General features: G+C 72.6%; 22 protein-coding genes and 3 riboswitches. Of the genes, 9 read left to right on the plus strand and 13 right to left on the minus strand.

All coding sequences use genetic code 11. The features are described 5' to 3' along the window. Positions 1-133 precede the first annotated feature (133 nt). Genes ASC64_RS01580 through ASC64_RS01590 form a run of 3 tightly spaced genes read left to right on the plus strand, consistent with a single transcriptional unit; the run spans position 134 to position 2,896 of the window. Entirely contained in the window at positions 134-1,630 is a 1,497-nt protein-coding gene (locus ASC64_RS01580; protein ID WP_056905761.1) for a cobyric acid synthase, read from the plus strand. Next, on the plus strand, positions 1,627-2,367 hold the full coding sequence (locus ASC64_RS01585; protein WP_056905762.1) for a cobalt-precorrin-6A reductase: 741 nt from the start codon (positions 1,627-1,629) through the stop codon (positions 2,365-2,367). Before ASC64_RS01580 ends, ASC64_RS01585 begins: the two co-directional genes overlap by 4 nt. A gap of 28 nt (positions 2,368-2,395) precedes the next feature. Next, positions 2,396-2,896: a general stress protein gene (locus ASC64_RS01590; protein WP_056905763.1), complete on the plus strand. Its 501-nt coding sequence runs from the start codon at positions 2,396-2,398 to the stop codon at positions 2,894-2,896. A gap of 65 nt (positions 2,897-2,961) precedes the next feature. Here the strand turns inward: ASC64_RS01590 and ASC64_RS01595 are convergent, their stop codons facing one another. From ASC64_RS01595 to ASC64_RS01625, 7 genes are all read right to left on the minus strand, one after another. Continuing rightward, positions 2,962-3,915 (minus strand): cobalamin biosynthesis protein, encoded by a 954-nt coding sequence (locus tag ASC64_RS01595; protein ID WP_235563474.1) that lies wholly within the window; start codon positions 3,913-3,915, stop codon positions 2,962-2,964. An 8-nt stretch (positions 3,916-3,923) separates the two neighbouring features. Next, on the minus strand, positions 3,924-4,724 hold the full coding sequence (locus ASC64_RS01600) for a CbtA family protein (RefSeq protein WP_056905765.1): 801 nt from the start codon (positions 4,722-4,724) through the stop codon (positions 3,924-3,926). 9 nt (positions 4,725-4,733) lie between these two features. After that, on the minus strand, positions 4,734-4,949 hold the full coding sequence (locus ASC64_RS01605) for a CbtB domain-containing protein (RefSeq protein ID WP_056905766.1): 216 nt from the start codon (positions 4,947-4,949) through the stop codon (positions 4,734-4,736). 75 nt (positions 4,950-5,024) lie between these two features. Further along, positions 5,025-7,517, minus strand: coding sequence for a cobyrinate a,c-diamide synthase (locus ASC64_RS01610; RefSeq protein WP_082550190.1), 2,493 nt, complete (start codon positions 7,515-7,517; stop codon positions 5,025-5,027). Continuing rightward, positions 7,514-8,128, minus strand: a complete 615-nt coding sequence (gene cobO / locus ASC64_RS01615; RefSeq protein WP_056905767.1) for a cob(I)yrinic acid a,c-diamide adenosyltransferase — start codon at positions 8,126-8,128, stop codon at positions 7,514-7,516. The genes ASC64_RS01610 and cobO overlap by 4 nt, the downstream gene beginning before the upstream one ends. Before the next feature lies 1 nt (position 8,129). Next, positions 8,130-8,756: a 5,6-dimethylbenzimidazole synthase gene (bluB, locus tag ASC64_RS01620; RefSeq protein ID WP_056905768.1), complete on the minus strand. Its 627-nt coding sequence runs from the start codon at positions 8,754-8,756 to the stop codon at positions 8,130-8,132. After that, a complete protein-coding gene (locus ASC64_RS01625) occupies positions 8,753-10,798 on the minus strand; it encodes a magnesium chelatase subunit D family protein (protein WP_056905769.1) in 2,046 nt (681 codons plus the stop codon). The genes bluB and ASC64_RS01625 overlap by 4 nt, the downstream gene beginning before the upstream one ends. A gap of 24 nt (positions 10,799-10,822) precedes the next feature. Next, a riboswitch (cobalamin riboswitch) is annotated at positions 10,823-10,970 on the minus strand. Between the two features lie 18 nt (positions 10,971-10,988). Between ASC64_RS01625 and cbiE the strand changes: the two genes are divergently transcribed. Next, the gene (gene cbiE / locus ASC64_RS01630) at positions 10,989-12,197 is read left to right on the plus strand and encodes a precorrin-6y C5,15-methyltransferase (decarboxylating) subunit CbiE (protein WP_056905770.1); all 1,209 of its coding nucleotides are present in this window, start codon (positions 10,989-10,991) and stop codon (positions 12,195-12,197) included. A 25-nt stretch (positions 12,198-12,222) separates the two neighbouring features. Here the strand turns inward: cbiE and ASC64_RS01635 are convergent, their stop codons facing one another. Beyond that, a complete protein-coding gene (locus tag ASC64_RS01635; protein WP_056905771.1) occupies positions 12,223-12,702 on the minus strand; it encodes an SRPBCC family protein in 480 nt (159 codons plus the stop codon). 206 nt (positions 12,703-12,908) lie between these two features. Between ASC64_RS01635 and ASC64_RS01640 the strand changes: the two genes are divergently transcribed. The 3 genes from ASC64_RS01640 to ASC64_RS01650 all read left to right on the plus strand — a co-directional run bounded on the left by ASC64_RS01640 (position 12,909) and on the right by ASC64_RS01650 (position 15,558). After that, positions 12,909-14,561 (plus strand): helicase, encoded by a 1,653-nt coding sequence (locus ASC64_RS01640; protein WP_235563476.1) that lies wholly within the window; start codon positions 12,909-12,911, stop codon positions 14,559-14,561. A gap of 144 nt (positions 14,562-14,705) precedes the next feature. Further along, the gene (locus ASC64_RS01645) at positions 14,706-15,176 is read left to right on the plus strand and encodes a hypothetical protein (RefSeq protein ID WP_056905773.1); all 471 of its coding nucleotides are present in this window, start codon (positions 14,706-14,708) and stop codon (positions 15,174-15,176) included. A 106-nt stretch (positions 15,177-15,282) separates the two neighbouring features. Further along, on the plus strand, positions 15,283-15,558 hold the full coding sequence (locus ASC64_RS01650; RefSeq protein ID WP_056905774.1) for a hypothetical protein: 276 nt from the start codon (positions 15,283-15,285) through the stop codon (positions 15,556-15,558). A 123-nt stretch (positions 15,559-15,681) separates the two neighbouring features. Here the strand turns inward: ASC64_RS01650 and ASC64_RS01655 are convergent, their stop codons facing one another. The 5 genes from ASC64_RS01655 to ASC64_RS01675 all read right to left on the minus strand — a co-directional run bounded on the left by ASC64_RS01655 (position 15,682) and on the right by ASC64_RS01675 (position 20,432). Continuing rightward, positions 15,682-16,419, minus strand: coding sequence for a cobalt-precorrin-4/precorrin-4 C(11)-methyltransferase (locus ASC64_RS01655; protein WP_056905775.1), 738 nt, complete (start codon positions 16,417-16,419; stop codon positions 15,682-15,684). Further along, on the minus strand, positions 16,416-17,948 hold the full coding sequence (locus ASC64_RS01660; protein ID WP_056905776.1) for a precorrin-2 C(20)-methyltransferase: 1,533 nt from the start codon (positions 17,946-17,948) through the stop codon (positions 16,416-16,418). Before ASC64_RS01660 ends, ASC64_RS01655 begins: the two co-directional genes overlap by 4 nt. Continuing rightward, positions 17,945-18,598: a precorrin-8X methylmutase gene (locus ASC64_RS01665; protein ID WP_056905777.1), complete on the minus strand. Its 654-nt coding sequence runs from the start codon at positions 18,596-18,598 to the stop codon at positions 17,945-17,947. The genes ASC64_RS01660 and ASC64_RS01665 overlap by 4 nt, the downstream gene beginning before the upstream one ends. A gap of 50 nt (positions 18,599-18,648) precedes the next feature. Beyond that, positions 18,649-18,725: riboswitch (cobalamin riboswitch) on the minus strand. A gap of 156 nt (positions 18,726-18,881) precedes the next feature. Then, on the minus strand, positions 18,882-19,382 hold the full coding sequence (locus ASC64_RS01670; RefSeq protein WP_056905778.1) for a GNAT family N-acetyltransferase: 501 nt from the start codon (positions 19,380-19,382) through the stop codon (positions 18,882-18,884). A gap of 237 nt (positions 19,383-19,619) precedes the next feature. After that, on the minus strand, positions 19,620-20,432 hold the full coding sequence (locus ASC64_RS01675) for a nitrite reductase (RefSeq protein ID WP_056905779.1): 813 nt from the start codon (positions 20,430-20,432) through the stop codon (positions 19,620-19,622). Positions 20,433-20,603: 171 nt separating this feature from the next. After that, positions 20,604-20,742, plus strand: a riboswitch (cobalamin riboswitch). A 30-nt stretch (positions 20,743-20,772) separates the two neighbouring features. Here ASC64_RS01675 and cobN point away from each other — a divergent pair. Together cobN and cobF are read left to right on the plus strand one after the other, a co-directional pair. Then, positions 20,773-24,471 carry a cobaltochelatase subunit CobN gene (cobN, locus tag ASC64_RS01680; protein ID WP_056905780.1) on the plus strand — a complete coding sequence of 1,233 codons (3,699 nt, stop codon included), beginning with the start codon at positions 20,773-20,775 and terminating at the stop codon, positions 24,469-24,471. Next, entirely contained in the window at positions 24,468-25,196 is a 729-nt protein-coding gene (cobF, locus tag ASC64_RS01685; RefSeq protein ID WP_235563477.1) for a precorrin-6A synthase (deacetylating), read from the plus strand. The genes cobN and cobF overlap by 4 nt, the downstream gene beginning before the upstream one ends. Positions 25,197-25,246: the final 50 nt, after the last annotated feature.

Genomic DNA, 25,246 nt, shown 5'->3' on the forward strand with positions numbered 1-25,246 from the left:
CAACTCTGCCCGACCGTCTCAGGAATGGAACAGATGGTCGGTAAAGATTCCGTCTGGACTGCCTCCAGTCCGGGGCCGCCCGGTCGTCGGTCCCGCGCGGAGCGGGAGGTGCGGAGACCCTAGGCTGGCGTCCGTGAGCGCGCTGCTGGTCGCCGGGACGACGTCGGATGCGGGCAAGACCATCGTCACCACCGCCCTGTGCCGGGCGTTCGCCCGACGGGGGATCAAGGTCGCGCCCTTCAAGGCGCAGAACATGTCGAACAACTCGATGGTCTGCGCCACCGCTGACGGCCACGGTGCCGAGATCGGTCGGGCGCAGTGGATCCAGGCCGTCGCCGCGGGCGCTGATCCGGAGGCCGCCATGAACCCGGTGCTGCTCAAGCCGGGCGGCGACAGGCGCAGCCACGTCGTGGTGATGGGGCAGCCCGGCGGGACGATCGACTCGAAGGACTTCGTCGGGGGCCGCACGCACCTGCGCGACGCGGCCTACGCCGCGTTCGACGACCTCTCTTCCCGCTACGACCTCGTCGTGGTCGAGGGCGCGGGCAGCCCGGCGGAGATCAACCTGCGCGCCGGCGACTACGTCAACATGGGCCTCGCGCAGCACGGCTCGGTGCCGACCGTCGTGGTCGGCGACATCGACCGGGGCGGGGTGTTCGCCGCGTTCCTCGGGACGGTGGCGCTGCTGTCGGCAGCCGACCAGGCGCTGGTCGCGGGCTTCGTGGTCAACAAGTTCCGCGGCGACCTCGACCTGCTGCGCCCGGGGCTGACCGAGCTGCGGCAGCTGACCGGCCGCGAGGTGTACGGCGTGCTGCCGTGGCACCCCGACCTCTGGCTCGACTCCGAGGACGCGCTCGACCTGGCCGGGCGCCGCGCCCCGGACGAGCAGGCGCGACTGCGCGTCGCCGTGGTGCGGCTGCCGCGCATCTCCAACTTCACCGACGTCGACGCGATGGGCATCGAGCCGGGCGTCGACGTGGTCTTCGCCTCCGACCCGCGCGCGCTGGCCGGCGCGGACCTCGTGGTGCTGCCCGGCACGCGGGCGACGCTCTCCGACCTCGACTGGCTGCGCGCCCGCGGGCTCGACCGCGCGGTGCTCGCGCACGCGGCCGCGGGCAAGCCGGTGCTCGGGATCTGCGGTGGCTTCCAGATGCTGGGGCGGCGGATCACCGACCCGTCCGGGGTCGAGGGCGACGCCGGTGCCGACGTCGAGGGCCTGGGGCTGCTCGACGTGACGACGACGTTCGCGCCGGACAAGGTGCTGCGGCTGCCTCGTGGCTCCGCCTTCGGTGCGGAGGCTCACGGCTACGAGATCCACCACGGCCGGGTCACCCGGCACTCCGGCGACGAGTTCCTCGGCGGAGCGCGGTCGGGTGCTGTCTTCGGGACCATGTGGCACGGCAGCCTGGAGGGCGACGACCTGCGGCGGGCGCTGCTGGCGGAGGTGTCCGCGGCGGCAGGGACGTCGTACGAGCCGGGGGCGGTGAGCTTCGCAGAGATGCGTGAGCGTCGCCTCGACCTGCTCGGTGACCTGGCCGAGGAGCACCTCGACCTCGACGCCCTGCTGTCGCTCGCGTGGTCGGGCGTGCCGGCCGGTCTTCCGGCGCTGGAGCCGGGAGCGTCGCGATGAGGGTCCTGCTGCTCGGCGGCACGAGCGAGGCGCGCGAGCTGGCGGTCCTGCTCGTCGAGGCCGGGGTCGACGTGGTGTCGTCGCTGGCCGGCCGGGTCGAGCGGCCGCGACTGCCCGCCGGGCCCGTGCGGATCGGCGGCTTCGGCGGCGTGTCCGGGTTGTCGGACTGGCTGGTCTCGCACCGGATGGATGCGGTCGTCGACGCCACCCACCCCTTCGCCGAGGGCATGTCGGCCAACGCGCTCGCCGCCTGCTCGTCCCTCGGCCTGCCGTTGCTGCGGCTCGCACGTCCCGGGTGGTCCGACGCGCCGGGCGCCGACGGCTGGACCTGGGTCGACGACCACGCCGCTGCGGCCGCGACCGCCGCGTCGTCGGGGCAGCGGCCGTTCCTGACCGTGGGGCGGCAGCCGCTCGAGCACTTCGTCTCGCCGCTGGCGGCGGTCCGGGCGGTCGTGCGGGTCGTCGACCCGCCGGAGATCGAGGTCCCGTCGCCGTGGGAGGTCTACCTCGACCGCGGCCCCTACGACCTCGCCGGGGAGCTGTCGATGATGGCCGAGCACGGCATCGACGTACTTGTCACCAAGGACTCGGGCGGTCGCTACACCTGGCCGAAGATGGCAGCTGCCGACCAGCTCGGTGTGCCGATCGTGGTCGTGCGGCGCTCCGGTGCGACCGACGGGGTCGAGACCGTGCCGGACGCGGCTGCTGCGGCGGCGTGGGTCCGGCGGCAGGGCTGACGCTGCGCGCGGTCGTATCGTGGAGCGCATGTCGACCCCGGGCCTTGACCCCGCCTCGCCCCTCAAGCTGCAGTTCCCGCAGTCGCTGGCGGTCTACGACGACTACGCCAAGGCGCAGAAGACCGTCGACTTCCTCGCCGACGCCGAGTTCCCGGTCGAGCAGCTGATGATCGTCGGCACCGACCTCAAGCGCATCGAGCGCGTCACCGGTCGGCTGACCTGGTCGAAGATCGCCGTCGGCGGCCTGCTCTCCGGGCTGTGGTTCGGCGTCTTCATCGGCTTGATCTTCGCGCTCTTCACCAACGCCAACCTGGTGTCGGTGCTGCTGAGCACCGCCTTCATGGGGGCGACCTTCGGTCTGGTGTGGGCGCTCCTCGGCTACGCCTTCACGCGGGGCCAGCGGGACTTCTCCTCGGTCACCCAGGTGGTGGCGACGAAGTACGAGGTGCTGGTCGAGAACAAGCACGCCGCCCGGGCGCGTGAGCTGCTCGCCGGGCTGCCGGGCGCGCTGCCCGACCCGTTCGCCTGAGCGCCCGTCGCCCCATCTGCCGACACCGTGCAGGCAGTTCGCTCGCGGGCCGGGCGTGTCCGCGCTCAGGACGGCCGCGACCTCCCGCGAACTGCCTTCCTGGTGCAGGCAACGAGCGCGGCTGTAGCGACGGCGCCGGTGCCGACGTGGCGGGCCAGCCGGACCGCGCGGTCGATGTCGTCACGGGTCGGAGGAGGGCCGTCGCCGAGCAGCACGCGGTCCTCGATGCCGTAGGCGTAGTGGTTGCGCCCCCCGAGGCGTACGCCGAGCGCGCCGGCGAAGGCGGCCTCCACGACTCCCGCGTTGGGGCTGGGGTGGCGGCGGGCGTCGCGCGCCCAGGCCTTGAGCGCCGCGGCCGGTGAGCCACCGACGGTGGGCGCGCAGGCGGCGGCGAGCAGTCCACTGAGCCGCGCGCCCGGCAGGTTGAGCAGGTCGTCGAAGCGGGCCGATGCCCAGCCGAAGCGGCCGTAGCGCTCGCCGTGGTGACCGACCATCGCGTCGAGGGTGTTGACCGCGCGGTAGCCGAGCAGGGCGGGGACACCCAGCAGCGCACCCCACACGAGGGGAGCGACGACGGCGTCCGAGGTGTTCTCCGCGACCGACTCGACGGTCGCCCGGCTGACCTCGCCCTCGTCGAGGAGGGAGGTGTCGCGCCCGACGAGGTGCGTCAGCCGCTGGCGGGCCCCGGGGAGGTCGCCCTTCTCGAGCAGCCAGTGGACAGCCATCGCCTCCCGACCCAGCGAGGTGCCGCCGAGGACGGCCCACGTGGCGGCCGCGGTGACGAGGGTGTGCGCGACCGGGTGGCCGCGCGTGCGCAGCTCCTGGCCGAGGCCGCCCCCCGTGGCGGCCCCGGCCAGGAGGACCAGGTGGACGACGCCGCGCGCTCGCGAGTCGGCGTACGTCCTGTGCTCGATGGCGGCGGCTGCGCGGCCGAAGCCGGCGACGGGGTGCCACCGCTGGGGGTCGCCGAAGCGCCTGTCGGCGAGGTGGCCGAGCACGATGCCCAGTGCCCGGCTCACCCCGACGCTCACAGCGATGCCGCGAGCTCCTTCCTCGCCTGTGCCGCGCTGTGCTGGCGCCAGGTGCGGTCGACGAGCGCGGTCAGCGCCGCGCCGATGACGGCCCACAGGGCGACCAGCGTCAGCAGCGACGCGATCCGGAAGTCCCACAGGAGGCCGGCCGGGAAGCTGCCCAGCTCGTCGATCTTCGGGAAGGCGAGCGCGGCGACGGCGACCACGGCGACGTACGTCGCTGCGCCGGCGAGGACGCCCGGCACCCCGGTCCACCGTCGAGCGGCCCGGCGGGCCACGGCGACCGCGGCGAGCACGCCGAGCACCGAGACCGCGAGGAACCCGAAGTAGACGGCCGTCCGGCTGTCGATCGTCTCGCCGGAGCCGACGGCGGGTGGGGTGGCGGGGTACTTCAGGAACGGCACCACGCTGAACGACACCGCGGCCAAGAGCGCCATGACTGCCGTGCTCGCGGCCGGTCGGAGCCCGCCGAGCCGGCCGAGACCGGCGGCGGCGAGCAGCCCGGTGAAGCCGCCGAGCACGACGCCGAGGGCGAGCGTGCCGGTGGCTAGCCCGAGGGTGGACTGGGTGGTGCGGGAGACGACGGCTTCGTCGCCGTGGGAGTGGCCGGCCGCGTCCTGGGACGGGTCGGCGTGCGTGTGGTCGTGCCCGTCGGAGGCCGGGGCGCCGGCAACCTCTTCGAGGGCGATGGCCTTGTCGATCTGCGGTTCACCGACGGTGTACGCCACGACGAACGCAGCGATGCCGGCGAGCAGACCAGCGAGAAGACCGTGGACCAGGAAGGTGCGGGTGGTCATCCCCGGCCGTCAGTGGCAGGGGAAGCCGAGCAGGTGCCGGCCGTCGTGGACCCACTCGTGGATCGCGGTGCCCTCGGGGATGGTGATCGCGCCCTGCACCGAGCTGATCAGCACCAGCACGGTGAGGGCGAACAGTGCGCCGAGGGCGAGCCAGGGAGCGAGCTCCCGGACGGGGATGGCCAGCTCGGAGGGAGCGGCAACAGGGGTGGCGAAGGCGTGGGCCATGGTGTCTCCTTCGGGATGAAAGCGTCCCGGGTTGATGGGGAGTGACTTCCAGTCCGTCGGGTCTGACTTCACCGCTCAGAGCGGTGTCACAGTAGCGCCACTGCGCCGGATTCCCACCGGCTTCCTCAGGACTGGGTGGAGCGAGCGTAGCGCACCGAGGAGGTCGTCGGTCACCGACTTTCGTCGGGCCGAGATCCGGACCCACTCGTCGTCCAGGCCGGGGAACGTGTCGGCCCTCCGGACCGCGAAACCCAAGCCCCGCAAGGTTTTCCGGCTCCCGCTGCCGGTGCGCGCAAGGACGTACGGCGCGGTGCTGGGGACGGTGTCGATGCCCAGCTCGCGCAGCCCGTCCTCGAGGTGGCGCCGGCGTGCGTGCAGCTCGCGCGCCCTCTTCCTGGCTTCTTCCCGTGCCTGCTCGCTGCTGGTGGCGACGAGGGCGGCGATGGCCGGCGCGGAGACGGACCACGGGGTCTGCCGTCGTCTGAGCTCCTCGACGACGTTCGGCTCGGCGAGGAGGTAGCCGGCGCGGATGCCGGGGATGGACCAGATCTTGGTGAGGCTGCGCAGCACCACGAGTCCGGCGTGCCTCTGGTCGGCCAGGGTCTCGATGTCGTCGTCGAGGAAGGCCTCGTCGACGACGACCAACCGGTGGGGTCTCGTGAGGCTCCTGATCGTGTCGGCCGGGTGGCGTACGCCGGTCGGGTTGGTCGGGTTGCCGATGATCACGAGGTCGGCGTCGTCCGGGATCTGGCCGGGCGTCAGGCGGAAGCCGTCGTCGTGTCGCAGGACGACCTGCCCCGGCGTGTGCCCGGCCGTGCGGAGCGCGACCTCGGGCTCGGTGAACTGCGGATGTACGACGACCGGGTGCCGCCACTCTCTCAGTCTCGCGACCAGGGTGAAGGCCTCGGCGGCGCCGGCGGTGGCGAGGACGTCCTCTGCGTCCCGCCCGTGCCGCTTGGCGACCGCGCGCTCGGCCTCGGTCGCGTCGGGATAGGTGTCGGCGTCTGTCACGGCCTCGACCAGCGCTACGTCGAGCCAGGTCGGGCGAGGGCCGTCGAAGACGTTGACGGCGAGGTCGACCAGTCCCGCTCCGGTCTCCTGGTCGCCGTGGTGGCGGAGGTCCGGGCCGCGGTGCTCACTGGCGGCCTGCACGAACCGCATCGCGAGCTGCGGGTGGCCGGCCCAGTGGGTGTGGAGGTAGGTCGCGTGCAGGCTCGGGGTGGCGATGCCTTCCTCGTGGGGGAGGTGCCAGGCGGCCTGCCCGGTGTGCGCGCGGGTGAGGTGGGTGCGGTGGAACTCGTGGCCGGTGACCTCCTCACCAGCTCGCGCCAGGAGATTGTCGGCCGGAGCGGTCGCGGTCCGGTAGGACAGCGTCAGCCGCGATGCCATCTCGGCGACCGCGTCGACGGCGCCGACCATCGGGACCGCGGGTCCGTCGGGGCCACGCACGGACTCGCAGAGGTAGAGCAGACCGGCACACTCGGCCACGGTCGGCAGCCCGCGCTGGATGGCCGTGCGGATGTCGCGCCGCAGGCGCTCGTTGTCCCCGAGCTCGGCTGCGTGCATCTCGGGGAACCCGCCGCCGAGGTAGAGGCCGGTCGTGCCGTCCGGGAGCCGGGCGTCGGTGAGGGGGTCGAAGTCCACGACCTCCGCCCCTGCTGCACGCAGGAGCTCCACGGTCTCGGCGTACCGGAACGTGAACGCCCGCCCTCCGGCCACCGCGATGCGCGCCCTGCCACCACGCCCCGACTCGGTGGTTGAGGTGCGAGCGAAGCGAGCCTCGAAACCACGTGGGTCGGAGGTTTCGAGGCTCGTCGCCGGCGCTCCTCGCACCTCAACCACCGAGGAGGCCGGATCCCAGGGCGCCTCGTGCAGCTCCGGCGCCGCCGACGCCAGCCGGACAACAGCAGCGAGGTCCACCTTCTCCGCGATCTGAGCAGCGAGCCGATCGAGCGCCGCAGCCGCATCCGCGCGCTCGGCCGCAGGCACCAGCCCGAGGTGCCGACTCGGCGCCTCGATCCCGTCGTCGCGCTGCAGGATCCCGAGCACCGGCAGCCGGTCGCCGATGGACCGCACGACCTCCTCGGCATGCCGCGCCGACCCCGCCTTGTTGAGGATCACCCCGACCACGTCGACGGGCGGCTGCGACCAGGTGCAGAGCCCGTGGATCGTCGCCGCGATGGTCCGCGACGCCGACGAGATGTCGACGACGAGGACGACGGGGGTGCGCGTCACGGCGGCCACGTGGGCCGTCGATGCGAATCCGTCGCCACCGATCTGGCCGTCGTACAAGCCCATCACGCCCTCGATCACGGCGAGGTCCGCGCCGGCGGCACCGTGCAGCAGCAGCGGGACGAGGCGCTGCTCGCCGACGAGGTGCGGGTCGAGGTTGCGGCCGGGGCGACCGGTGGCGAGCGCGTGGTAGCCGGGGTCGATGTAGTCGGGGCCGACCTTGTGGCCGCTGACGGTGTGGCCGGCGCGGGCAAGCGCGGCCATCAGCCCGGTGGCGACCGTGGTCTTGCCGTGCCCGGAGGCGGGTGCGGCCACCATGAGCCGCGGCAGGCTCACCACTCGATGCCCCGCTGGCCCTTCTGCCCGACCTCCATCGGGTGCTTCACCTGGCCCATCTCGGTCACGAGGTTGGCCGCCTCGATGAGCCGCGGGTCGGCGTGCCGGCCAGTGATCACGACGTGCTGGCGACCGGGGCGGTCGACGAGCGTGGCGACGACGTCGTCGACGTCGACCCAGCCCCACTTCATCGGATAGGTGAACTCGTCGAGGACGTAGAGGTCGTGCCGCTCCTCGGCGAGCGCCCGCTTGATCTCGGCCCAGCCCTCGGCGGCGTCGGCGGCGTGGTCCTCCTCGGTGCCCGCCTTGCGCGACCACGACCAGCCCGAGCCCATCTTGTGCCAGGCGACGGGACCACCCTCACCGGTCTCCTCGTGCAGCTCGCCGAGGCGCTCGAGCACGGTCTGCTCGCCGATGCGCCACTTGGCGGACTTCACGAACTGGAAGACACCGATGCTGAAGCCCTGGTTCCACCCGCGCATCGCAAGCCCGAAAGCGGCGGTCGACTTCCCCTTGCCGGGACCGGTGTGGACCATGATCAGCGGGCGGTTGCGCCGCTCGCGCGTGGTGAGCCCGTCGTCGGGGATCGTGGTCGGGACGCCCTGCGGCATGTCAGCCCCTCCAGCTCTCGAGGTGGATCGCCTCGTCGAGGCTCCGGCCCTTGCGCCAGCCGTGGCGTACGAGGTCGGGCACCGCCTGCAGGTGCCGCACCGGCCCGAGGCAGAGCCACGCGACCGGGCGTACGCCGTCGGGCAGGGCGACGAGGTCGGCGAGGAACTCCTCGCGGTAGAACGACACCCACCCCACGCCGAGGCCCTCGGCGGTGGCGGCGAGCCAGAGGTTCTGGATGGCCAGGCAGGTGGAGTAGAGGCCGGTGTCGGCGATCGCGTGACGGCCGAGCACGTGCTGCCCGCCGCGGCTCTCGTCGTACGTCACCACGACGCCGAGGCCGGACTCGCGGATCCCCTCGACCTTGATCTTCTCGAAGGTCTCCCGCCGCTCGCCCTCGAGCTGCTCGGCGAACGTCTGCCGCTCGGTCTCGACGTGGTCGGCGAACTCTGCTCGCGTTTCCTCGTCGAAGACCAGGACGAAGTCCCACGGCTGGCTGTGCCCGACGCTCGGCGCCTCGTGCGCCGCCTGCAGGATGCGCCGCAGCTGCCCGAGGTCGACGGTCTCGCCGCTGAACTCGGCTCGTACGTCGCGCCGGCGGGCGATGACGTCGTACAGGTCGGTGCTCACGCGACCCTCGCCACGTCGGTCAGCACCCGGGCGCTGACGTCGGCGAGGGGGAGGTGGATCGCTTGCATGTGCCGAGCCAGCTCTCCGGCTAGTCCCATACGAAATGAACCGCTATCGCAGTCGACGACGACCGCAGTGGTCTGCTGCTCGGCGATCCACTGCGCTGCCTGACGGCTCCGGTGCACGGCGTCGGGGCCGTGGGTGGCGCGGCCGTCGGTGATCACGATGAGCAGCGGTCGTCGTCGCGGGTCGCGCACCTTCTCGATCCGCAGCACCTCGGCGGCGGTGAGCAGGCCCTCGGCGAGGGGAGTACGCCCTCCTGCCGGCAGGTCGGCGAGCCGCTTCGCCGCGATGTCGACCGAATGGGTCGGCGGCAGCGCGACCTCGGCGCCGTCGGCGCGGAACGTGACCAGCCCGACCTTGTCGCGACGCTGGTAGGCGTCGAGCAGCAGGCTGAGGATCGCGGTCTTCACCTGCTCCATCCGCTTGCGCGCGGCCATCGAGCCCGACGCGTCGACGCAGAAGAGCACGAGGTTCGCTTCCCGCCCCTCCCGTCGCGCGGTGCGGAGGTCGGTCGCCTCGAACCTGATCCGACCGTTGGTCCTGCCCCTGCTCCGCTGGTGCGGGGCGGCGGCGCGGATGGTCTCCACGAGGTGCAGCCCGCCGTTGCCGGTGGGGTCCGCCCCGACGCGACGCCCGTTCGACGTCAGCGCGCGCGACCGCTTCCCCGACTCCCCCGCGCCCGTGCCGGTGACTTCGAACCGCCGCACCTTGTACGGATCCGCGACCCCCGCAACCTCAGTGGGTCGAGTGGCCGACGAGGAACGAGGAGGCGTATCGAGACCCGGATCCCCGGTCGCCTGACCATCCAAGCCGTCGGACGTGTTGCGATCCGGCTGCTCCGGCGACCGCTCCGTCTCACGTCCCTCGCCATCCTCGGAGGTCATACGGTCAGGGCCACCGTCTGCCCCGTCCGTATGACCTCCCGGGTCGTCAGGCTTGGGAGGCATCGGCGGCTCAGGCTCCGGCTCCTCATCCCCCAAGACCTGGTCCAGCAGCTCCTCATCGATCCCAGGCGCATCGAACGGATTCCGCCGCCGTCGGTGCGGCAGCGCCAGCAGCGCGGCCTGGCGGATGTCGGCCCGCGTGACGGAGGTCCGTCCATGCCAGGCAGCATGAGCGATCGCCGTACGCGTGGTGACGATGTCGGCGCGCATCCCGTCGACCTCGAAGGCGGCGCAGACCTCGGCCACCTTGGTGAGCACCGCGTCGGTGAGCTCGACCTCGGGCAGCAGCGTGCGGGCGGCGGCGATCCGGTTGGTCAGCGCGCGCTCGGCGTCGGCGTACGACTCCACGAACGCCTGCGGGTCGGCGTCGAAGGCGAGGCGGCGGCGGACGACCTCGGCGCGCAGCTGCGGGTCGCGCGGTGCGGCGATCTCGACGGTGAGGCCGAAGCGGTCGAGGAGCTGCGGCCGGAGCTCGCCCTCCTCGGGGTTCATGGTGCCGACGAGCACGAAGCGGGCGGCGTGCGCGACCGAGACGCCGTCGCGCTCGACGGTCGAGCGGCCCATCGCGGCGGCGTCGAGCAGCAGGTCGACGAGGTGGTCGTGGAGGAGGTTGACCTCGTCGACGTAGAGGATGCCGCGGTGCGCGCGGGCGAGGAGGCCGGGCTCGTACTCGGCGACGCCGTCGGCCAGCACCTTGGACAGGTGCAGCGAGCCGAGCACGCGGTCCTCGGTGGCGCCGACGGGCAGCTCGACGAGGCGTACGGGTCGGGTCTCGGTCTCCGCGTCGCGGGGCCAGGCTCCGTCGGGGCTCGTCTCACCGGGGGCGCTGCTGAACCGGTCGCCGGCGACCACCTCGATCGGCGGCAGCACGGAGGCAAGGGCGCGCACGGTCGTGGACTTGGCCGTGCCCTTCTCGCCGCGCACCAGCACGCCGCCGACCTCGGGGGAGATCGTGGTGAGGATCAGGGCGAGCGTCATGTCGTCGCCTGTGTCCTTGGAGGGGACGACGGCGGACAGGGGGTACTGCAGTGGCATGGGGGCTCCCGCTCTCGTTGCCATCTTCATGGGCGGCGGGAGGCCGGTCTTCGGACTTCTCGCAACGCCGGAGTTCGACGTCTCGAGTCACCGCAGCGGGCCCTGTGTCGGAATCTCACCGACTTCCCAGATTCTCCCCAGACTTCGGGGCACCTCTCGCCAAGTGCCGGCCACGATAGCGTCTGCGGCCATGTCTGCCACTGGGGTGCCCACGGAGGTCGTGGTCGTCGGCATCGGCGCCGACGGCTTCTCCGGTCTTTCGCCTTCATCGCGCGAGCTGGTGCTCGGGGCGGCGGTGCTGTGGGGCGGGTCGCGGCACCTGTCGCTCGTGCCATCGGTGCCGGGTCAGTCGCGGATCCCGTGGCCCTCGCCGCTGGCTTCCGGGCTTCCCCGTCTTCTTGCTGAGTACGCCGGCCGTCCGGTTGTCGCCCTCGCGTCCGGCGACCCGCTGGTCTCCGGGATCGCGACGACGCTGCTGGAGTACGGCGCTCCGGTGCGGGTGGTGCCGGCGGTCTCCTCGGTCTCGCTCGCGCGGGCTCGGATGGGATGGTCGTTCGAGTCGTGTGCGGTGGTCACCGTGGTCGGGCGCTCGGTGTCGCGGGTCCTGCGCGAGTGTGCACCCGGACGGCGCCTGCTGGTGCTGTCGTCGAATGCGTCGACGCCGGCGGAGGTCGCCTCGCTGCTGACATCCTCGGGCTGGGGCGCCTCGAAGTTGACCGTGCTGGGCGACCTCGGCTCGTCGTCAGAAGCGTTGGTCTCGGGTCATGCCTCGTCTTGGTCCGAGGTGTCGCCCGCGCTTAACGTGATCGCCATCGAGGTCTCCGGGAACGGCCTCGCCTCCTGGGCGGCCGGTCTCCCCGACGACGCGTTCGAGCACGACGGCCAGCTCACCAAGCGCGACCTCCGCGCCTCCGCCCTCGCCCGGTTGATGCCCGCACCAGGCCAGCTCCTCTGGGACGCCGGCGCCGGCGCCGGCTCGGTCGGTATCGAGTGGATGCGCGCCCATCCCACCTGCCGCACGGTCGCCGTCGAGTCCGACCCCGAACGAGCCGCCCGCATCGCGCGCAACGCTCAAGCCCTCGGCGTCCCCGACCTCGAGGTGGTCGAGGGCCGCGCCCCCTCTGCTCTCGCGGGCCTCGAGGCCCCGGACGCCATCTTCATCGGCGGCGGCGCCACCCGAGAAGGCGTCCTCGAAACTTGCGTGAGCTCGATCAAGCCCGGCGGCCGCCTCGTCGTCCACGGCGTCACCCTCGAGACGGAGACGCTGCTGGCGAAGGCGTACGCCGACCACGGCGGCGAGGTCACGCGCATCGCGGTCGAGACAGCGGCGCCTGTCGGCACCTTCACCGGCTGGACCCCCGCGCGCGCAGTCACGCAGTGGGCCTGGCTGAAGCCCTGACTCTCGTGTTGCGGCAGCCCGCGCGTCAGTCGCGCGTGAGGATGGCCTCGAGCTCCGTCAGTGCGCGTTCGGCGTACCCCATCCACATGCGGCCGATGACGCTCGTGGTGAGCCGGGCCGGCGAGGTCTTCGGGTAGAAGGTCCAGGCCCAGCCGATGCGAGCACCCTCATCGTGCGGGGCGATCGTCCAGGCTCCGTCGATGGTGCGGACGAAGTGCCGGAGCGGCCCTTCGATCTCGTCGAGCCGGTAGGCGAAGTGGTGCGGGCGTTCGATCTCGGTCAGGGTCTCGCGGAGCCGGCCGCCGTCGGCAAGCACGATCGTGCGGGTCTGTCCGACGACGCCCCAGTCGCCGGGCTGATCGGTCACGTCAGTGACGGCCGGCATGGCCGCATAGCGCCGGGTGAACACGTCCGTCAGCCGGGCGTTCATCAGCCGGGCGAACGCAGCATCGGGGTCGACTGACATCACCCGCGACGCTTCGACCCGGTGACCCGACACGCCCATCACACTACGCGAGCCCTCGCCCGGTGGGAGGCCGCCTTGGGCTGTCGGAGTGAACCCGCGGTCGTCCCGCGCTGAGGACGCGGGCGAGGCTGCCCGGTTCGTGGAGGAGACCCGGATAACGTCCGGAGGTGGCCAGCTCCCGCCGATCCAGCACTCGTCGCCGGAGCGCGCCCCCGCGCCGGAAGGGCACGAAGCAGCCGAGGCCGTTGCCCACCGCCGGGCCCGGCGAGCGGGTGTGGGTGCTCGACGTGCCGTACGGCACCCAGGCCGAGGGCGCGAGCTGGCACCCCGCCGTGAAGACCCACCTGTTCGTCGGGCGCGCACTGCCCGAGCACCTCAAGCCGTACGCCCCGGGCCCCCACACGCTCGGCCGGTTCATCGAGAACACCCTCAACCCCGACCACCCGACGCCCGACCCCGAGCCGACCGACGCGCTCGAGCCGCGGCGGATCCAGTTCGAGGCGGCCGATGCGATCGCGGCGCGCGCCGAGGCGGGCGGGCGTCTTTTCCTGCTCGCCGACGAGCCCGGTGTGGGCAAGACGATCTCCGCCGTCCTCGGGGCGACGGCTGTCGGCGACCTCCGGGGTGCGCAACGGGTGCTGGTCGTCGCCGACCGGCCCGCCGCGATCACCATCGGCCACTGGTGCCGCACGATCACGGCGCTCGGCGACGGCGGTCTGGAGTGGGTGGTGATCACGTGGGACCGGCTGGAGAAGGTGAAGGACCACGCCTGGGACGTGATCATCGCCGACGAGGCCCACGCCTTGCGCCGTACGACGACGAAACGGTGGAAGCTGTGGGCGCGGATCTCCGGTCACGGGAAGCCGCACGACGCGGCGCCGTTCGTCATTGCGACCACTGCGACGCCGGGGCACACGCCGCTCGAGCTGCCGTACCTCGCCCCGGCCTATGCGCAGGTCCTCGGCGAGCCGATGAAGGAGTGGACGAACGCGACGAAGCCCGGCGAGGTGTTCGCCGACGCGCTCGAGCGCCACGGTGTCGGCGTGGAGCGGGGTCGGTACGGCGCGGCGTGGACCACCGACCCGGCGCGACGCGCGGCGGACCTCAAGCTCGTGCGCGGCTGGCTCGACGAGGAGCGGCCGCCGGCGATGCTGCACCGCGCCGCCCCGTGGGGGCCGGTGCCGATCTCCGGGATGCCGGTGGCGCTGTCGCCAGCGGAGCGGACGGCATACGTTGCCGAGTGGGGCGAGTTCTGCCGCGAGATGGACATCGCCCGGCGCGGCCGCAACGTGGCCAAGGGGCGAGCCGCGCTCCTGCGCTTCCGGCAGAAGGCGGGGCTCATCCGCGTCGACTCGACCGTCGCCTGGATCGCCCAGCAGGTCGAGGCGGAGCGGCAGGTGGCGTGCTCGGTCGAGTTCGTCGCGACCGCCGCGGACCCGATCGCCGGCCGGCTGCGCGACTCCGGCATCGAGGTGGCCACGATCTATGGCCGTGACCGCTTCGACCCGGAGGTCGAGCGGCTCCGTTTCCAGACCGGCGAGGCGAAGGTGTGCGTCTTCACCACCGTCGCCTCGATCAGCCTCCACGCCGGCGAGACCCTTGCCGACGGCCGCCAGGCGAGCACGGACCCGCGGGTCGGTGTCTTCCACCAGGCGCGCTTCTCCGGCATCGCCGGACGGCAGGTGACCGGCCGTACGCACCGTGACCACCAGGTGTCGCCGTGGCACATCGCCTATGCCGAGGGCACGGTCGAGGAGCAGGTGGGCAAGGTGATGGTGGAGCGGATCGCCGCCGCCTCCGACACCGTGGGCAGCGACACCACCGGTCTGGCCGACCTCGCCGAGCTCCTCGGGGCCGACTGGCTGCCCGCCGCGACCCTCACCGAGGACGGTGGCTGAGCGGGGCCGGCGAGACCGCGACAAGGGACCAATTGGCAAGCCGCCCACACCGGGCGATCATGGGTGCACTGACAATGGTCACGTGACAACGGCTCGGACCCGAGCCAGCACACCCAGAGCCGGCACGCATCCATGGGGAGAAACATGTCGAACACTGAGTACTTCCCGCGCGAGGACCGCACCTCCGGGCCGAGCCACGACAGCTACGCGGCGACGGAGGGCACCGCACCGACGCCCTCCTCCTCGCAGGGGGATGCGTCCGTCGCCCGCGCGCTCGAGATCGCTGCCATGACGGCCGACCAGCTCGTCGCCGACGCCAAGGCCGAGGCCGAGGCCCTGGTGAACGAGGCGCGAGCCTCGGCTGACGAGACCGCGCGGGCGAGCCGCGACGAGGCGGACCGGGCCGCGGCCGAGCAGGCCCGCGCCAGGTCGGAGCAGGCCGCTGCCCTCGACCGCGAGCGTACGACGGCCATGGCCGGCCTCGTCGACGAGAAGGCTGCCCTCGAGGCCGAGGTGGCCTCGCTCCGTCAGGCGGCGACCGAGCAGCGCGACCAGCTGCGCCGGCTGCTCACCGAGCAGCTCGCCTCGATCGACGAGATGCACGTCGAGCCGTAGACGCCAGCCCTAGCGAGGGGGTCGTGCCTCGGGCCCTCGGTTTGTGCCTGCACCGGATCCGCGCAATGGTGGAGGGGACACGCACTCCATACGGAAGGAGAGCCAGATGCTTGCTCTCACCGAGAACGTGACCGAGATCGTCAACAAGCTTGCTGAGGAAGTGCCGGAGATGTCCGGCGTCCGGATCGCGGCCGAGGCCGACGGGCAGTCCCTGTCCGTCAGCCCCGCCGACCACGCGGTCGACGGCGACCAGACCATCGAGCAGGACGGTGCCACCGTCTGGGTCGAGGCCAACGCCGCCCAGGCCCTCGACGGCATGGTGCTGGACGGCGGCGTGGACGCGGACGGCAACATCCAGTTCGCGTTGGGCCAGCAGGCCTGATCGACAGCTGCGAGAAGCCCCGGGCCTCTGGTCCGGGGCTTCTTTCTGTGCCGGGGGGTTTCGAGGCTCGCTGCGCTCGCACCTCAACCAACGAGGGGGCCGGCGTCCTCGACCAACGGTGGATCAGGCTCTCGGGCGGTCGGCTGTGTAGAGCCAGGACTCGGTTCCCTCACGCGCCAGTGCCCAGCCGACGAGGATGACCGCGGCCTGCGTGAGGCCAGCGGCCTCGACCTGGCCGGCGATGTCGGCGAGCGTGCCGCGCAGGACCAGCTCGTCGGGCTGGCTGGCTCGGTGGACGACGACAGCGGGGCAGTCCGCGCCGTACTCGTCGACCAACGACTCGGCCAGTGAACGCGTCCTGGTGATCGCGAGGTGGAGAACCAGCGTCGCCCTGGTTGCCGCGAAGGCGGCCAGCGATTCGGTCGGCGGCATCGCGGTCGAGCGGGCCTGCGTCCTCGTCAGCACCACCGACTGGGCGACGAGCGGGACGGTGAGCTCGCGGCCGACGGCGGCAGCAGCGGCGGCGTACGCCGGCACGCCCGGGCACACGTCCCATGCGACCCCGGCCCGGTCGAGGCGGGCGGTCTGCTCGGCGAGTGCGGAGTAGAGCGACGGGTCGCCGGAGGTGAGGCGGACGACCTCCTTGTCGTCCTCGGCCGCGGACACCATCACCGCGGTGATCTGGTCGAGGTCGAGGCGCTGGGTGTCGACCTGGCGGGCGTCGGGGCAGTGGGAGAGGACCTCGGCGTCGAGGTACGTCCCCGGGTAGAGCACGACGTCGGCGGCCGCGAGCAGCGACGCAGCGCGCAGGGTGATGAGGTCGGCCGCGCCCGGGCCGGCGCCGACGAAGTGGACGGTCACTCCACGAACCTCGGCGTCCAGACCTGGCCCGTCGCGGTCACGGTGGTCGACGAGGCGCCGACGATCAGCAGGCACTTCATGTCGACCGTGTCGGCCTCGAGCTCGGCGAGGGTGGTCACGGTCAACGACTCCTCGGCGCGGCCGACGTCGCGACCGACCACGACGACCGTGTCGGGGCTGCGGTGCTCGAGGAAGAGCTTCTGCAGGTCGGCCACCTGTGTGGTGCGGCTGCGCGAGGCGGGGTTGTAGACCGCGAGCACCAGGTCGGCATCGGCGATCGCGTGCAGGCGCTTCTCGATCACCGGCCACGGCTTGAGCCGGTCGCTCAGCGACACGACCGCGAAGTCCGCGCCGATCGGGGCGCCCGCCTTGGCCGCGACGGCCTGGACGGCGCTGACGCCGGGGAGGACCTCGATGGGTACGTCGGGGTAGTCGGCCGCTGCCTCGAACACCGCGCTCGCCATCCCGAAGACTCCGGCATCGCCGCCGGACACGACGGCCACCTTCTCGCCGCTTCTCGCGAGGTCCAGGGCGAGGCGGGCGCGGTCGACCTCGACGGTGTTGCCGGATGCGTGGCGGGTGAGGCCTTCGCGCTGGGGGACGCGGGCGACGTACGGGGCGTAGCCGACGACGTGGTCGACGTCGGCGAGGGTTTCCTGGGCCTCCGGGGTGAGCCACGTGTCCGGGCCGGGGCCGAGGCCGATGACCTTGAGCGGGTGTGGTTTCGAGGCTCGCTGCGCTCGCACCTCAACCACCGAGGGCTGGCCGTCCGACTCGACCAACGGTGATCGGCGGCCGGTCGGGTCGTCGGCCACTGAGTCTCCCGGGACGACGATCAGGGAGAAGTAGGGGACGGACGTGGGGTCGACGTCGACCACGGGCATCCAGCGCTCGGCGGGCATGGAGGCGCGTTCGACGTACTTCGCGTGCTCGAGGCGGCCGGCCTGGCGCAGCGCCTCGACGACGCCGGGGAAGGTGCGGCCGAGCTTCATGATGATCGCGCCGTCGGTGTCGGCGAGGCGGCGGGCGAGCTCGGGGACGGGGAGGGTGCCGGGGAGCACGGTCAGCACGTCGGTCTGGCGCACGAGCGGCGAGGCGAGGACGGCGGTGGCGGCGGCGAAGGCGGGTACGCCGGGGACGACCTCGGTCTCGAAGCGGTCGGCCAGCCGGTCGTGGAGGTACATGAACGAGCCGTAGAACAGCGGGTCACCCTCGGCGAGGACCACGACAGTGCGGCCGGCCTCGAGGTGGGCGCCGAGGCGGGCAGAGCAGGACTCGTAGAACTCGGCCATCGCGCCGGCGTACCCACCCGGGTGAGCGGTCGTGCCGGTGGTGACGGGGTAGCGGAGCTCCTCCTCGATCGCCGTCGCCGGGATCAGCTCGGCGGCGATGGTGCGGGCGTTGGAGGTCTTGCCGACGCCGGCGTGGAAGGCGATCACGTCGGCCGACTCGATGAGCCGGGCCGCCTTGCGGGTGATCAGCTCGGGGTCGCCGGGGCCGAGCCCGACGCCGTACAACCGGCCGCTCACTCCTGCTCCTGGGCGAGCGCGTTGAGGGCCGAGGCCGTCATCGCCGAGCCGCCGCGGCGGCCGCGGACGGTGAGGTAGGGGATGTCCAGATCGACGTCCTCCAACGCCTGCTTGGACTCGGCGGCGCCGATGAACCCGACCGGGCAGCCGACGATCGCGGCCGGGCGCGGAGCGCCGTCGAGCAGCATCTCGAGGAGGTGGAAGAGCGCGGTGGGGGCGTTGCCGATCGCGACGACCGCGCCCTCGAACCGGTCCTCGAGCAGGGACAGCGCGGCGGCCGAGCGGGTGGTGCCCATCAGCATCGCGATGTCGGGCGTACGCGGGTCGTGCAGCGCGCACAGCACCTCGTTGTCCCGCGGGAGGCGCTTGCGGGTGACGCCGCTGGCGACCATGTGCGCGTCGGTGATGATCGGCGCACCGGCCTCGAGCGCGCCGCGCGCAGCGCTGACGAGGCGGGGGTGGATGACGAGGTCGTCGGTGAGGTCGGTCTGCCCGGTGCCGTGGACCATGCGTACGGCGACGCGTTCGGCGTCGGCTGGCAGGTGGGCGAAGCGGGCCTCGCGGCGGATGGTCGCGAACGACTCGTCGTAGATCGCGGCGCCGTCGGCGACGTAGTCGAAGCGGCGGGTGGGACGGGACAACAGGCTCATCACGGCTCCTCGGGGTTCGCGCCCCTGGTCGGCTGGTAACGCCGCGCGGACAGTGTCTGGCTCGACCTCCCGTGTCGCTGGAGGTCTGACAGTGGCGGAACCGCCCCGGACTCGCACCGGGTTCCTGTGTCGCGTGACGGGGGCAGCCTAGGGCAGTCGCGCGCGACGGGGGTCGACGCGTGTCCGGATCCCAGTTCGCCGCGGCGCGGCGGGCCCCTAATGGGTGGCGGCAGATTGCGCGGAGGCGGTCCCCGGAGGTGCGATGTGCCGCCACCCCTGGGGCTCAGGCGGGCGCGCTGGCTCGAGGGTCGGCGAGCCAGCGCCACCGGTGGAGCGTGGCCGATCGTCCTCGGTGGTCGCCCTCGACGGTCTGCCAGAGGTCGAAGCCGGCCCGTCGCGCGACGGCCGCGCTCGCCGCGTTGCCGTCGACGGTCACGATGGTCACCGCCGGTCGATCGTGTCCGGCGGCCCAGTCCAGCAGAGCCTTCACGCACGCGGTGGCGATGCCGCGTCCGCGCGCGGTCGGCAGGAGGGCGTACATCGCCTCCGGCACCGCCTGGCCCAGCGAGCCCAGCCCACACGTGCCGTGGGCGACGTCGTCCTCCCAGATGGCGTAGCGCTGGGTCGCGCCCTGGCGCGCCCGCTCCTGCTGGCGGGCGACCCGGGACCGCGCCTCCACCTCACTGAGGTCGGCCGGGTACGACGTCCACCGCACGACCTCTGCGCAGCGCGAGAGCTGCTGCTCCAGGCGCCAGTCGTCGTCCGTGATCGCCCGCAGCGTCAACGGTCCGCACGGTAGCTCGGGCGGAGGGAGGGGAAGCGGCACGGAGTCATCGTGTCAGCGTGGTGGGGCCACTCGGCGCAGCCCGTCGTTTCGAGGACGAAGCAACGCCTGGACCTGAAGCTCCTCGACCAGCGCGGGCCGGGATCGGAGCACCACGCAGGCAGTTCGCTGCCGCGTCGCGGACATCGAGCGTGGCCATTGCGCGTCCGGCCGCGAACTGCCTGCATGGTGTCGACGTCAGTAGGCGATGAGGGACTTCCAGGGTGTGACGACCAGGTGCTCGCTCAGATCGCCGATGGCTGCGCGGTCGAGGACGCCGCCGGGGACCTCGAGGTGCGTGATGCCCTCCGCCATGTCGCCGTACGGCGGTGGGGGGCTCGCCGTGGGCAGGTGCGGGTCGGCGTCGCTGGACGCGGGCGGGACGGGGAGCTCGTCGACGTGCCAGGCGGTCTCGCGGACCTGCTGGAAGGCGCGGGCGAGGCCGGCGAGGCGGGCCGCCGCTTCGTGGAGCGGGACCACCGGACCCCAGTGGGTGCTGCCGACCCTCAGCTGGACGGTCTCCGCGTCGAGGGCGACGAGGCCGAGGTCGCAGGAGCGGTCGATCAGGTCGCCGCGGCCGTCGTCGAGGACGAGCAGGAAGCGGCCGGGGAGCTTGGCGAGGGACGGCGTCGCGCAGATGCGCTCGTCGAGCTCGGCGGTCACCGGGCGGAGGTCGGCGCGGCCGCCGTGGAGACCGGTCAGGGGGGAGACGAGGATGTTGCGCACCAGCTCGTGGTCGGGGTGCGGGAGCAGGCCGGTCGCGCGGATCGCCTCGACGACCTCGGTCGGAACGTCGTCGCCCGACAGGGGCAGGGCGCGGAGCTGGAGGTTGGCGCGCTTGGTGAGGTGGACCTCGCCGTCGCCGTAGGCCTCGGCGACGTCGAGGAGGGCGGCGAGCTTCGTACGGGTGAGGTGGCCGCCGGGGATGCGGAGGCGGACCAGGGCGCCGTCGTCGGCCGGCCAGGGGCGGAAGACGCCCGGGCAGAGGTCGGCTCGGGTGCGCTCGGTCACGGAGTGATCTTGGCACTCGGAGCTGGGGGTCTCGTGATGGGCGCTGCGCGCCCTCCTCAACCAACGGATGGTGGCGGGGTGATCGTGGAGCCCGCGAGTCACCATGTGGCACGGGGGCTCCACGATGTCGGGTCGTGGTTTCGAGGCTCGCTTCGCTCGCGCCTCAACCACCGAGAAGAGGGGGCGCTAGGCTGCCGCTGCCACCTGCGTGGAACCCAGGAACCCGGTGCGAGTCCGGGGCGGTTCCGCCACTGTGAGGGCCTAGAGAATGGGCCTGAGCCAGACACTGGACCACGCGGGATCCGACTAACGAGGGGCGAGAACCCCGCGGGAGGAATCCGTGCGCATCGCACTGCTGTCCACGTCCGACACCGATCTGCTGAGTGCCCGGGCGTCCGGCGCGGATTACGTCCTCGCCAACCCGGCGCGGCCCGGCCACCAGTCGATGGCCGAGGTCATCGAGGGCTGCGACCTCGTCGTCGGCCGACTGCTCGGCTCGCCGCAGGACCTGTGCTCCGGCTTCACGCGCGTCGCCGCGACCGGCAAGCACGTCGTCGTGCTGGGGGGTGAGCAGGCGCCCAGCGCCGAGCTGATGGAGCTGTCGTCGGTGCCGATGGGCGTCGCGGCTGAGGCACATCGCTACCTCGCCGAGGGCGGTCCGGAGAACCTCCGCCAGCTGCACGCCTTCCTCTCCGACACGGTGCTGCTGACCGGTGAGGGGTTCGCGCCGCCGGCGGAGCTGCCGCAGTGGGGGTTCGCTGAGAGGGCGGAGGTTTCGAGGCTCGTCGCTGGCGCTCCTCGCACCTCGACCACCGAGGCGGCTGGCGCTCCTCGCACCTCAACCACCGAGAAGAGCAGAGTCGGTGTGCTCTACTACCGCGCCCACGAGGCGAGCGGGAACACCGCCTTCGCGCACGCGCTGGCCGACGCGATCGACGCGACGGGGGAGGCGGTCGGCGTACCGGTCTTCGCGGGGTCGCTGCGCTCCGCGCCCGGCGAGCTGTACGACGCCCTCGGCACGCTCGACGCGCTGATCGTGACCGTCCTCGCGGCCGGCGGCTCCGTCCCGGCGGGCGCCAGTGCCGGCGGGGACGACGAGTCGTGGGACGTCGCGCGGATGTCGGCGCTCGACATCCCGATCATCCAGGGCCTCTGCCTCACCAGCAGCCGCGCGGAGTGGGAGGCGTCCGACGACGGCGTGAGCCCGCTCGACTCTGCGACGCAGATCGCGATCCCGGAGTTCGACGGGCGGATCATCACCGCGCCGTTCTCCTTCAAGGAGGTCGACGCCGACGGCCTCCCGCACTACGTCGCCGACCCCGAGCGGTGCGCGCGCGTCGCCGGCATCGCGGTCCGGCACGCGCGCCTGCGCCACGTCCCGAACGCCGAGAAGCGGCTCGCGCTCGTGCTGTCGGCGTACCCCACCAAGCACGCGCGCATCGGCAACGCCGTCGGGCTCGACACCCCCGTCTCCGCGATCCGGATGCTGCAGCGGCTGCGGGCTGAGGGGTACGACCTGGGATCGGGGAACGTGGTCACGGACATCCTCGACCGCGACGCGACGGACACCGAGAAGGGCGATGCGCTGATCCACGCGCTGATCGCGGCAGGCGGGCAGGACGAGGAGTGGCTGACGCAGGCGCAGCTGACCGACGCGCACGTGCGGATCACCCCGCAGCAGTACGCCGAGTGGACCCGCGACCTGCCCGACGACCTGCGGGCCGACATGGTCGAGGCGTGGGGCGAGGCGCCCGGCTCGCTGTTCGTCAACGACGCCGGGGAGCTCGTGCTGGCGACGGTGCGGGCGGGGAACGTGGTGCTGCTGATCCAGCCGCCGCGCGGCTTCGGCGAGAACCCGATCGCGATCTACCACGACCCCGACCTCGCGCCGACGCACCACTACCTCGGTGCCTACCGCTGGCTGGGCAGGGCTGTTCAAGAGGGAGGCTTCGGGGCCGATGCGGTCGTGCACCTCGGCAAGCACGGGTCGCTCGAGTGGCTCCCCGGCAAGAACGCCGCGCTGTCTGCGTCCTGCGGCACCGACGCGGCGCTCGGCAACCTGCCGATGGTCTACCCGTTCCTCGTCAACGACCCCGGCGAGGGCGCGCAGGCCAAGCGGCGCGCGCACGCGACGATCGTCGACCACCTCGTGCCGCCGATGGCGCGCGCGGAGTCGTACGGCGACATCGCCCGCCTCGAGCAGCTCCTCGACGAGCACGCCAACATCGCCGCGATGGACCCGGCCAAGCTGCCGGCGATCCGCGGCGAGATCTGGCAGCTGATGCATGCCGCTGAGATGCACCGCGACCTCGGGCTGGACGAGCAGCCGGACGACGAGTCCTTCGACGACTTCATCATGCACGTCGACGGCTGGCTGTGTGAGATCAAGGACGCGCAGATCCGTGACGGGCTGCACGTGCTCGGCGAGGCGCCTTCCGGCGAGGCGCGGGTGAACCTCGTGCTCGCGATCCTGCGCGCGGCGCAGGTGTTCGGCGGCCAGGCGCAGGCGGTGCCGGGCCTCCGCAGTGCCATCGCAGGTTTCGAGGCTCGCTTCGCTCGCACCTCAACCAGCGATGTCTCCGAGCTGCCGACCGTCGAGGTCGACCGGATCGAGGCGATCGCGCGGGACCTGGTCGAGCAGATGGACAAGGCCGACTGGGATCCCGCTCGCGCGAAGGAGCTGCACGACGACCCCGAGGTGGTGCGGGTGCTGGAGTTCGCTGCCACCCAGGTCGTGCCCCGGCTCGCGCGGACGACCGACGAGCTGGACGCCGTGGTCCACGCGCTCGACGGCGGGTTCATCGCCGCCGGCCCGTCGGGGTCGCCGCTGCGCGGGCTGGTCAACGTGCTGCCGACCGGCCGGAACTTCTACACCGTCGACCCGCGCGCGGTCCCGTCGCGGCTGGCGTGGCAGACCGGGCAGGCGATGGCGGAGTCGCTCGTCGCGAAGTACGTCGAGGAGACCGGCTCCTGGCCGCAGTCCGTGGGCCTCTCGGTGTGGGGCACGAGTGCGATGCGCACGAGTGGCGACGACATCGCCGAGGTGCTCGCGCTGCTCGGCGTCCGGCCGGTGTGGGACGAGGCGTCACGCCGCCTCAACGACCTCCAGCTGATCCCGCTCGACGAGCTCGGCCGCCCGCGCATCGACGTCACGGTGCGGATCTCCGGCTTCTTCCGTGACGCCTTCCCGCACGTGGTCGCGATGCTCGACGACGCCGTACGCCTGGTGGCCGGACTCGACGAGCCCGACGAGCACAACTACGTCCGTGCCCATGCCCGCGCCGACCTGGCCGAGCACGGCGACGAGCGGCGCTCCACCACCCGCATCTTCGGCTCCAAGCCCGGGTCGTACGGCGCCGGGATCCTGCAGGTCGTCGAGTCCGGCAACTGGCGCAGCGACAACGACCTCGCGGAGGTCTACACGGCTTGGGGCGGCTTCGCCTACGGACGTGACCTCGACGGGGCGCCGGCCGCGGACGACATGCGCACCAACTACCGCCGGATCAAGGTCGCGGCGAAGAACGTCGACACCCGCGAGCACGACATCGCCGACAGCGACGACTACTTCCAGTACCACGGCGGCATGGTCGCCACCGTGCGTGCGCTGACCGGCAGCGACCCCAAGGCGTACGTCGGTGACTCGACGTCCCCGGACGCGGTGCGGACCCGGACGCTGCAGGAGGAGACGAACCGCGTCTTCCGGGCGCGCGTCGTCAACCCGCGCTGGATCGCGGCGATGCAGCGCCACGGCTACAAGGGCGCCTTCGAGCTCGCCGCGACCGTCGACTACCTCTTCGGCTTCGACGCGACGGCGGGCGTGGTGCACGACTGGATGTACGAGTCGCTGGCCAAGGAGTACGTCCTCGACGAGACCAACCAGCAGTTCCTCCGGACCTCCAACCTCTGGGCGCTGCGCGGCATCGTCGAGCGGCTGCACGAGGCTGGCGAGCGCGGTCTGTGGGAGTCGCCCGACGCCGACGTGATGGCCGCGCTCCAGCAGGTCTACCTCGACGTCGAGGGCGAGCTGGAGGACCGGTGATCGAGCTCGGCGTCTCCCGGGTCCGCATCATCGGCATCGGCTGCCACCCGGGTCAGCTGACCGCCGAGTCGCGCGCCGCGATCGCTTCGTGCGACTACATCATCGCGGCGGACAAGGGACCGGGTGACCCGCTGCTCGCGCTCCGCCGCGCGATCTGCGCCGATGTCGGCGTCGAGCTGGTCGCCGTCGCCGATCCGCCTCGGGATCGCGACGACCCGGCCGACTACGACGGCGCGGTCCTCGACTGGCACGACGCGCGGGCGGCGGCGTACGACTCCGTCATCCTGGACCGCCCGGGCACGGTCGGCTTCCTCGTCTGGGGCGACCCGGCGTTCTACGACTCCACGATCCGCGTGGTCGAGCGCCTCCGCCTGGAGTACGACGTCCTGCCCGGTGTCTCCGCGCTCTCGCTCCTCGCCGCCCGCCACCGCGTCGTGCTCCACGAGGTCGGCAGGCCGGTGCTGGTGACGACGGGGCGGCGACTCGTGGCCGAGGTGGCCGCCGGCCACGACAACCTCGTGGTGATGCTCGACGGCCGGCTGCAGGCGGCCGACCTCGACGGCGACTGGGACATCTGGTGGGGCGCCAACCTCGGCAGCCCGCACGAGGAGCTGGTGGCCGGACGGCTCGGGGACGTCGTGTCGTCGATCCGCCAGGCGCGGGAGCGGGCGAGGGACGCCGACGGCTGGGTGATGGACACCTACCTCCTCCGGCGGCGCCGCTGACGCCGCTGCGCTCGCTCCTTGGTGGTTGAGGTGCGAGGAGCGCCAGCGAC

The organism is Nocardioides sp. Root122, assembly GCF_001425025.1.
Classification (GTDB): domain Bacteria; phylum Actinomycetota; class Actinomycetes; order Propionibacteriales; family Nocardioidaceae; genus Nocardioides.

What these genes read in the sequence shown, in the direction of transcription:
- ASC64_RS01585 (WP_056905762.1), top strand. Translation starts at nt 1,627, where the DNA reads ATGAGGGTCCTGCTGCTCGGCGGCACGAGCGAGGCGCGCGAGCTGGCG.
- ASC64_RS01590 (WP_056905763.1), top strand. Translation starts at nt 2,396, where the DNA reads ATGTCGACCCCGGGCCTTGACCCCGCCTCGCCCCTCAAGCTGCAGTTC.
- ASC64_RS01600 (WP_056905765.1), bottom strand. Translation starts at nt 4,724, where the DNA reads ATGACCACCCGCACCTTCCTGGTCCACGGTCTTCTCGCTGGTCTGCTC.
- ASC64_RS01605 (WP_056905766.1), bottom strand. Translation starts at nt 4,949, where the DNA reads ATGGCCCACGCCTTCGCCACCCCTGTTGCCGCTCCCTCCGAGCTGGCC.
- cobO (WP_056905767.1), bottom strand. Translation starts at nt 8,128, where the DNA reads ATGCCGCAGGGCGTCCCGACCACGATCCCCGACGACGGGCTCACCACG.
- ASC64_RS01625 (WP_056905769.1), bottom strand. Translation starts at nt 10,798, where the DNA reads ATGCCACTGCAGTACCCCCTGTCCGCCGTCGTCCCCTCCAAGGACACA.
- cbiE (WP_056905770.1), top strand. Translation starts at nt 10,989, where the DNA reads ATGTCTGCCACTGGGGTGCCCACGGAGGTCGTGGTCGTCGGCATCGGC.
- ASC64_RS01635 (WP_056905771.1), bottom strand. Translation starts at nt 12,702, where the DNA reads ATGGGCGTGTCGGGTCACCGGGTCGAAGCGTCGCGGGTGATGTCAGTC.
- ASC64_RS01645 (WP_056905773.1), top strand. Translation starts at nt 14,706, where the DNA reads ATGTCGAACACTGAGTACTTCCCGCGCGAGGACCGCACCTCCGGGCCG.
- ASC64_RS01650 (WP_056905774.1), top strand. Translation starts at nt 15,283, where the DNA reads ATGCTTGCTCTCACCGAGAACGTGACCGAGATCGTCAACAAGCTTGCT.
- ASC64_RS01665 (WP_056905777.1), bottom strand. Translation starts at nt 18,598, where the DNA reads ATGAGCCTGTTGTCCCGTCCCACCCGCCGCTTCGACTACGTCGCCGAC.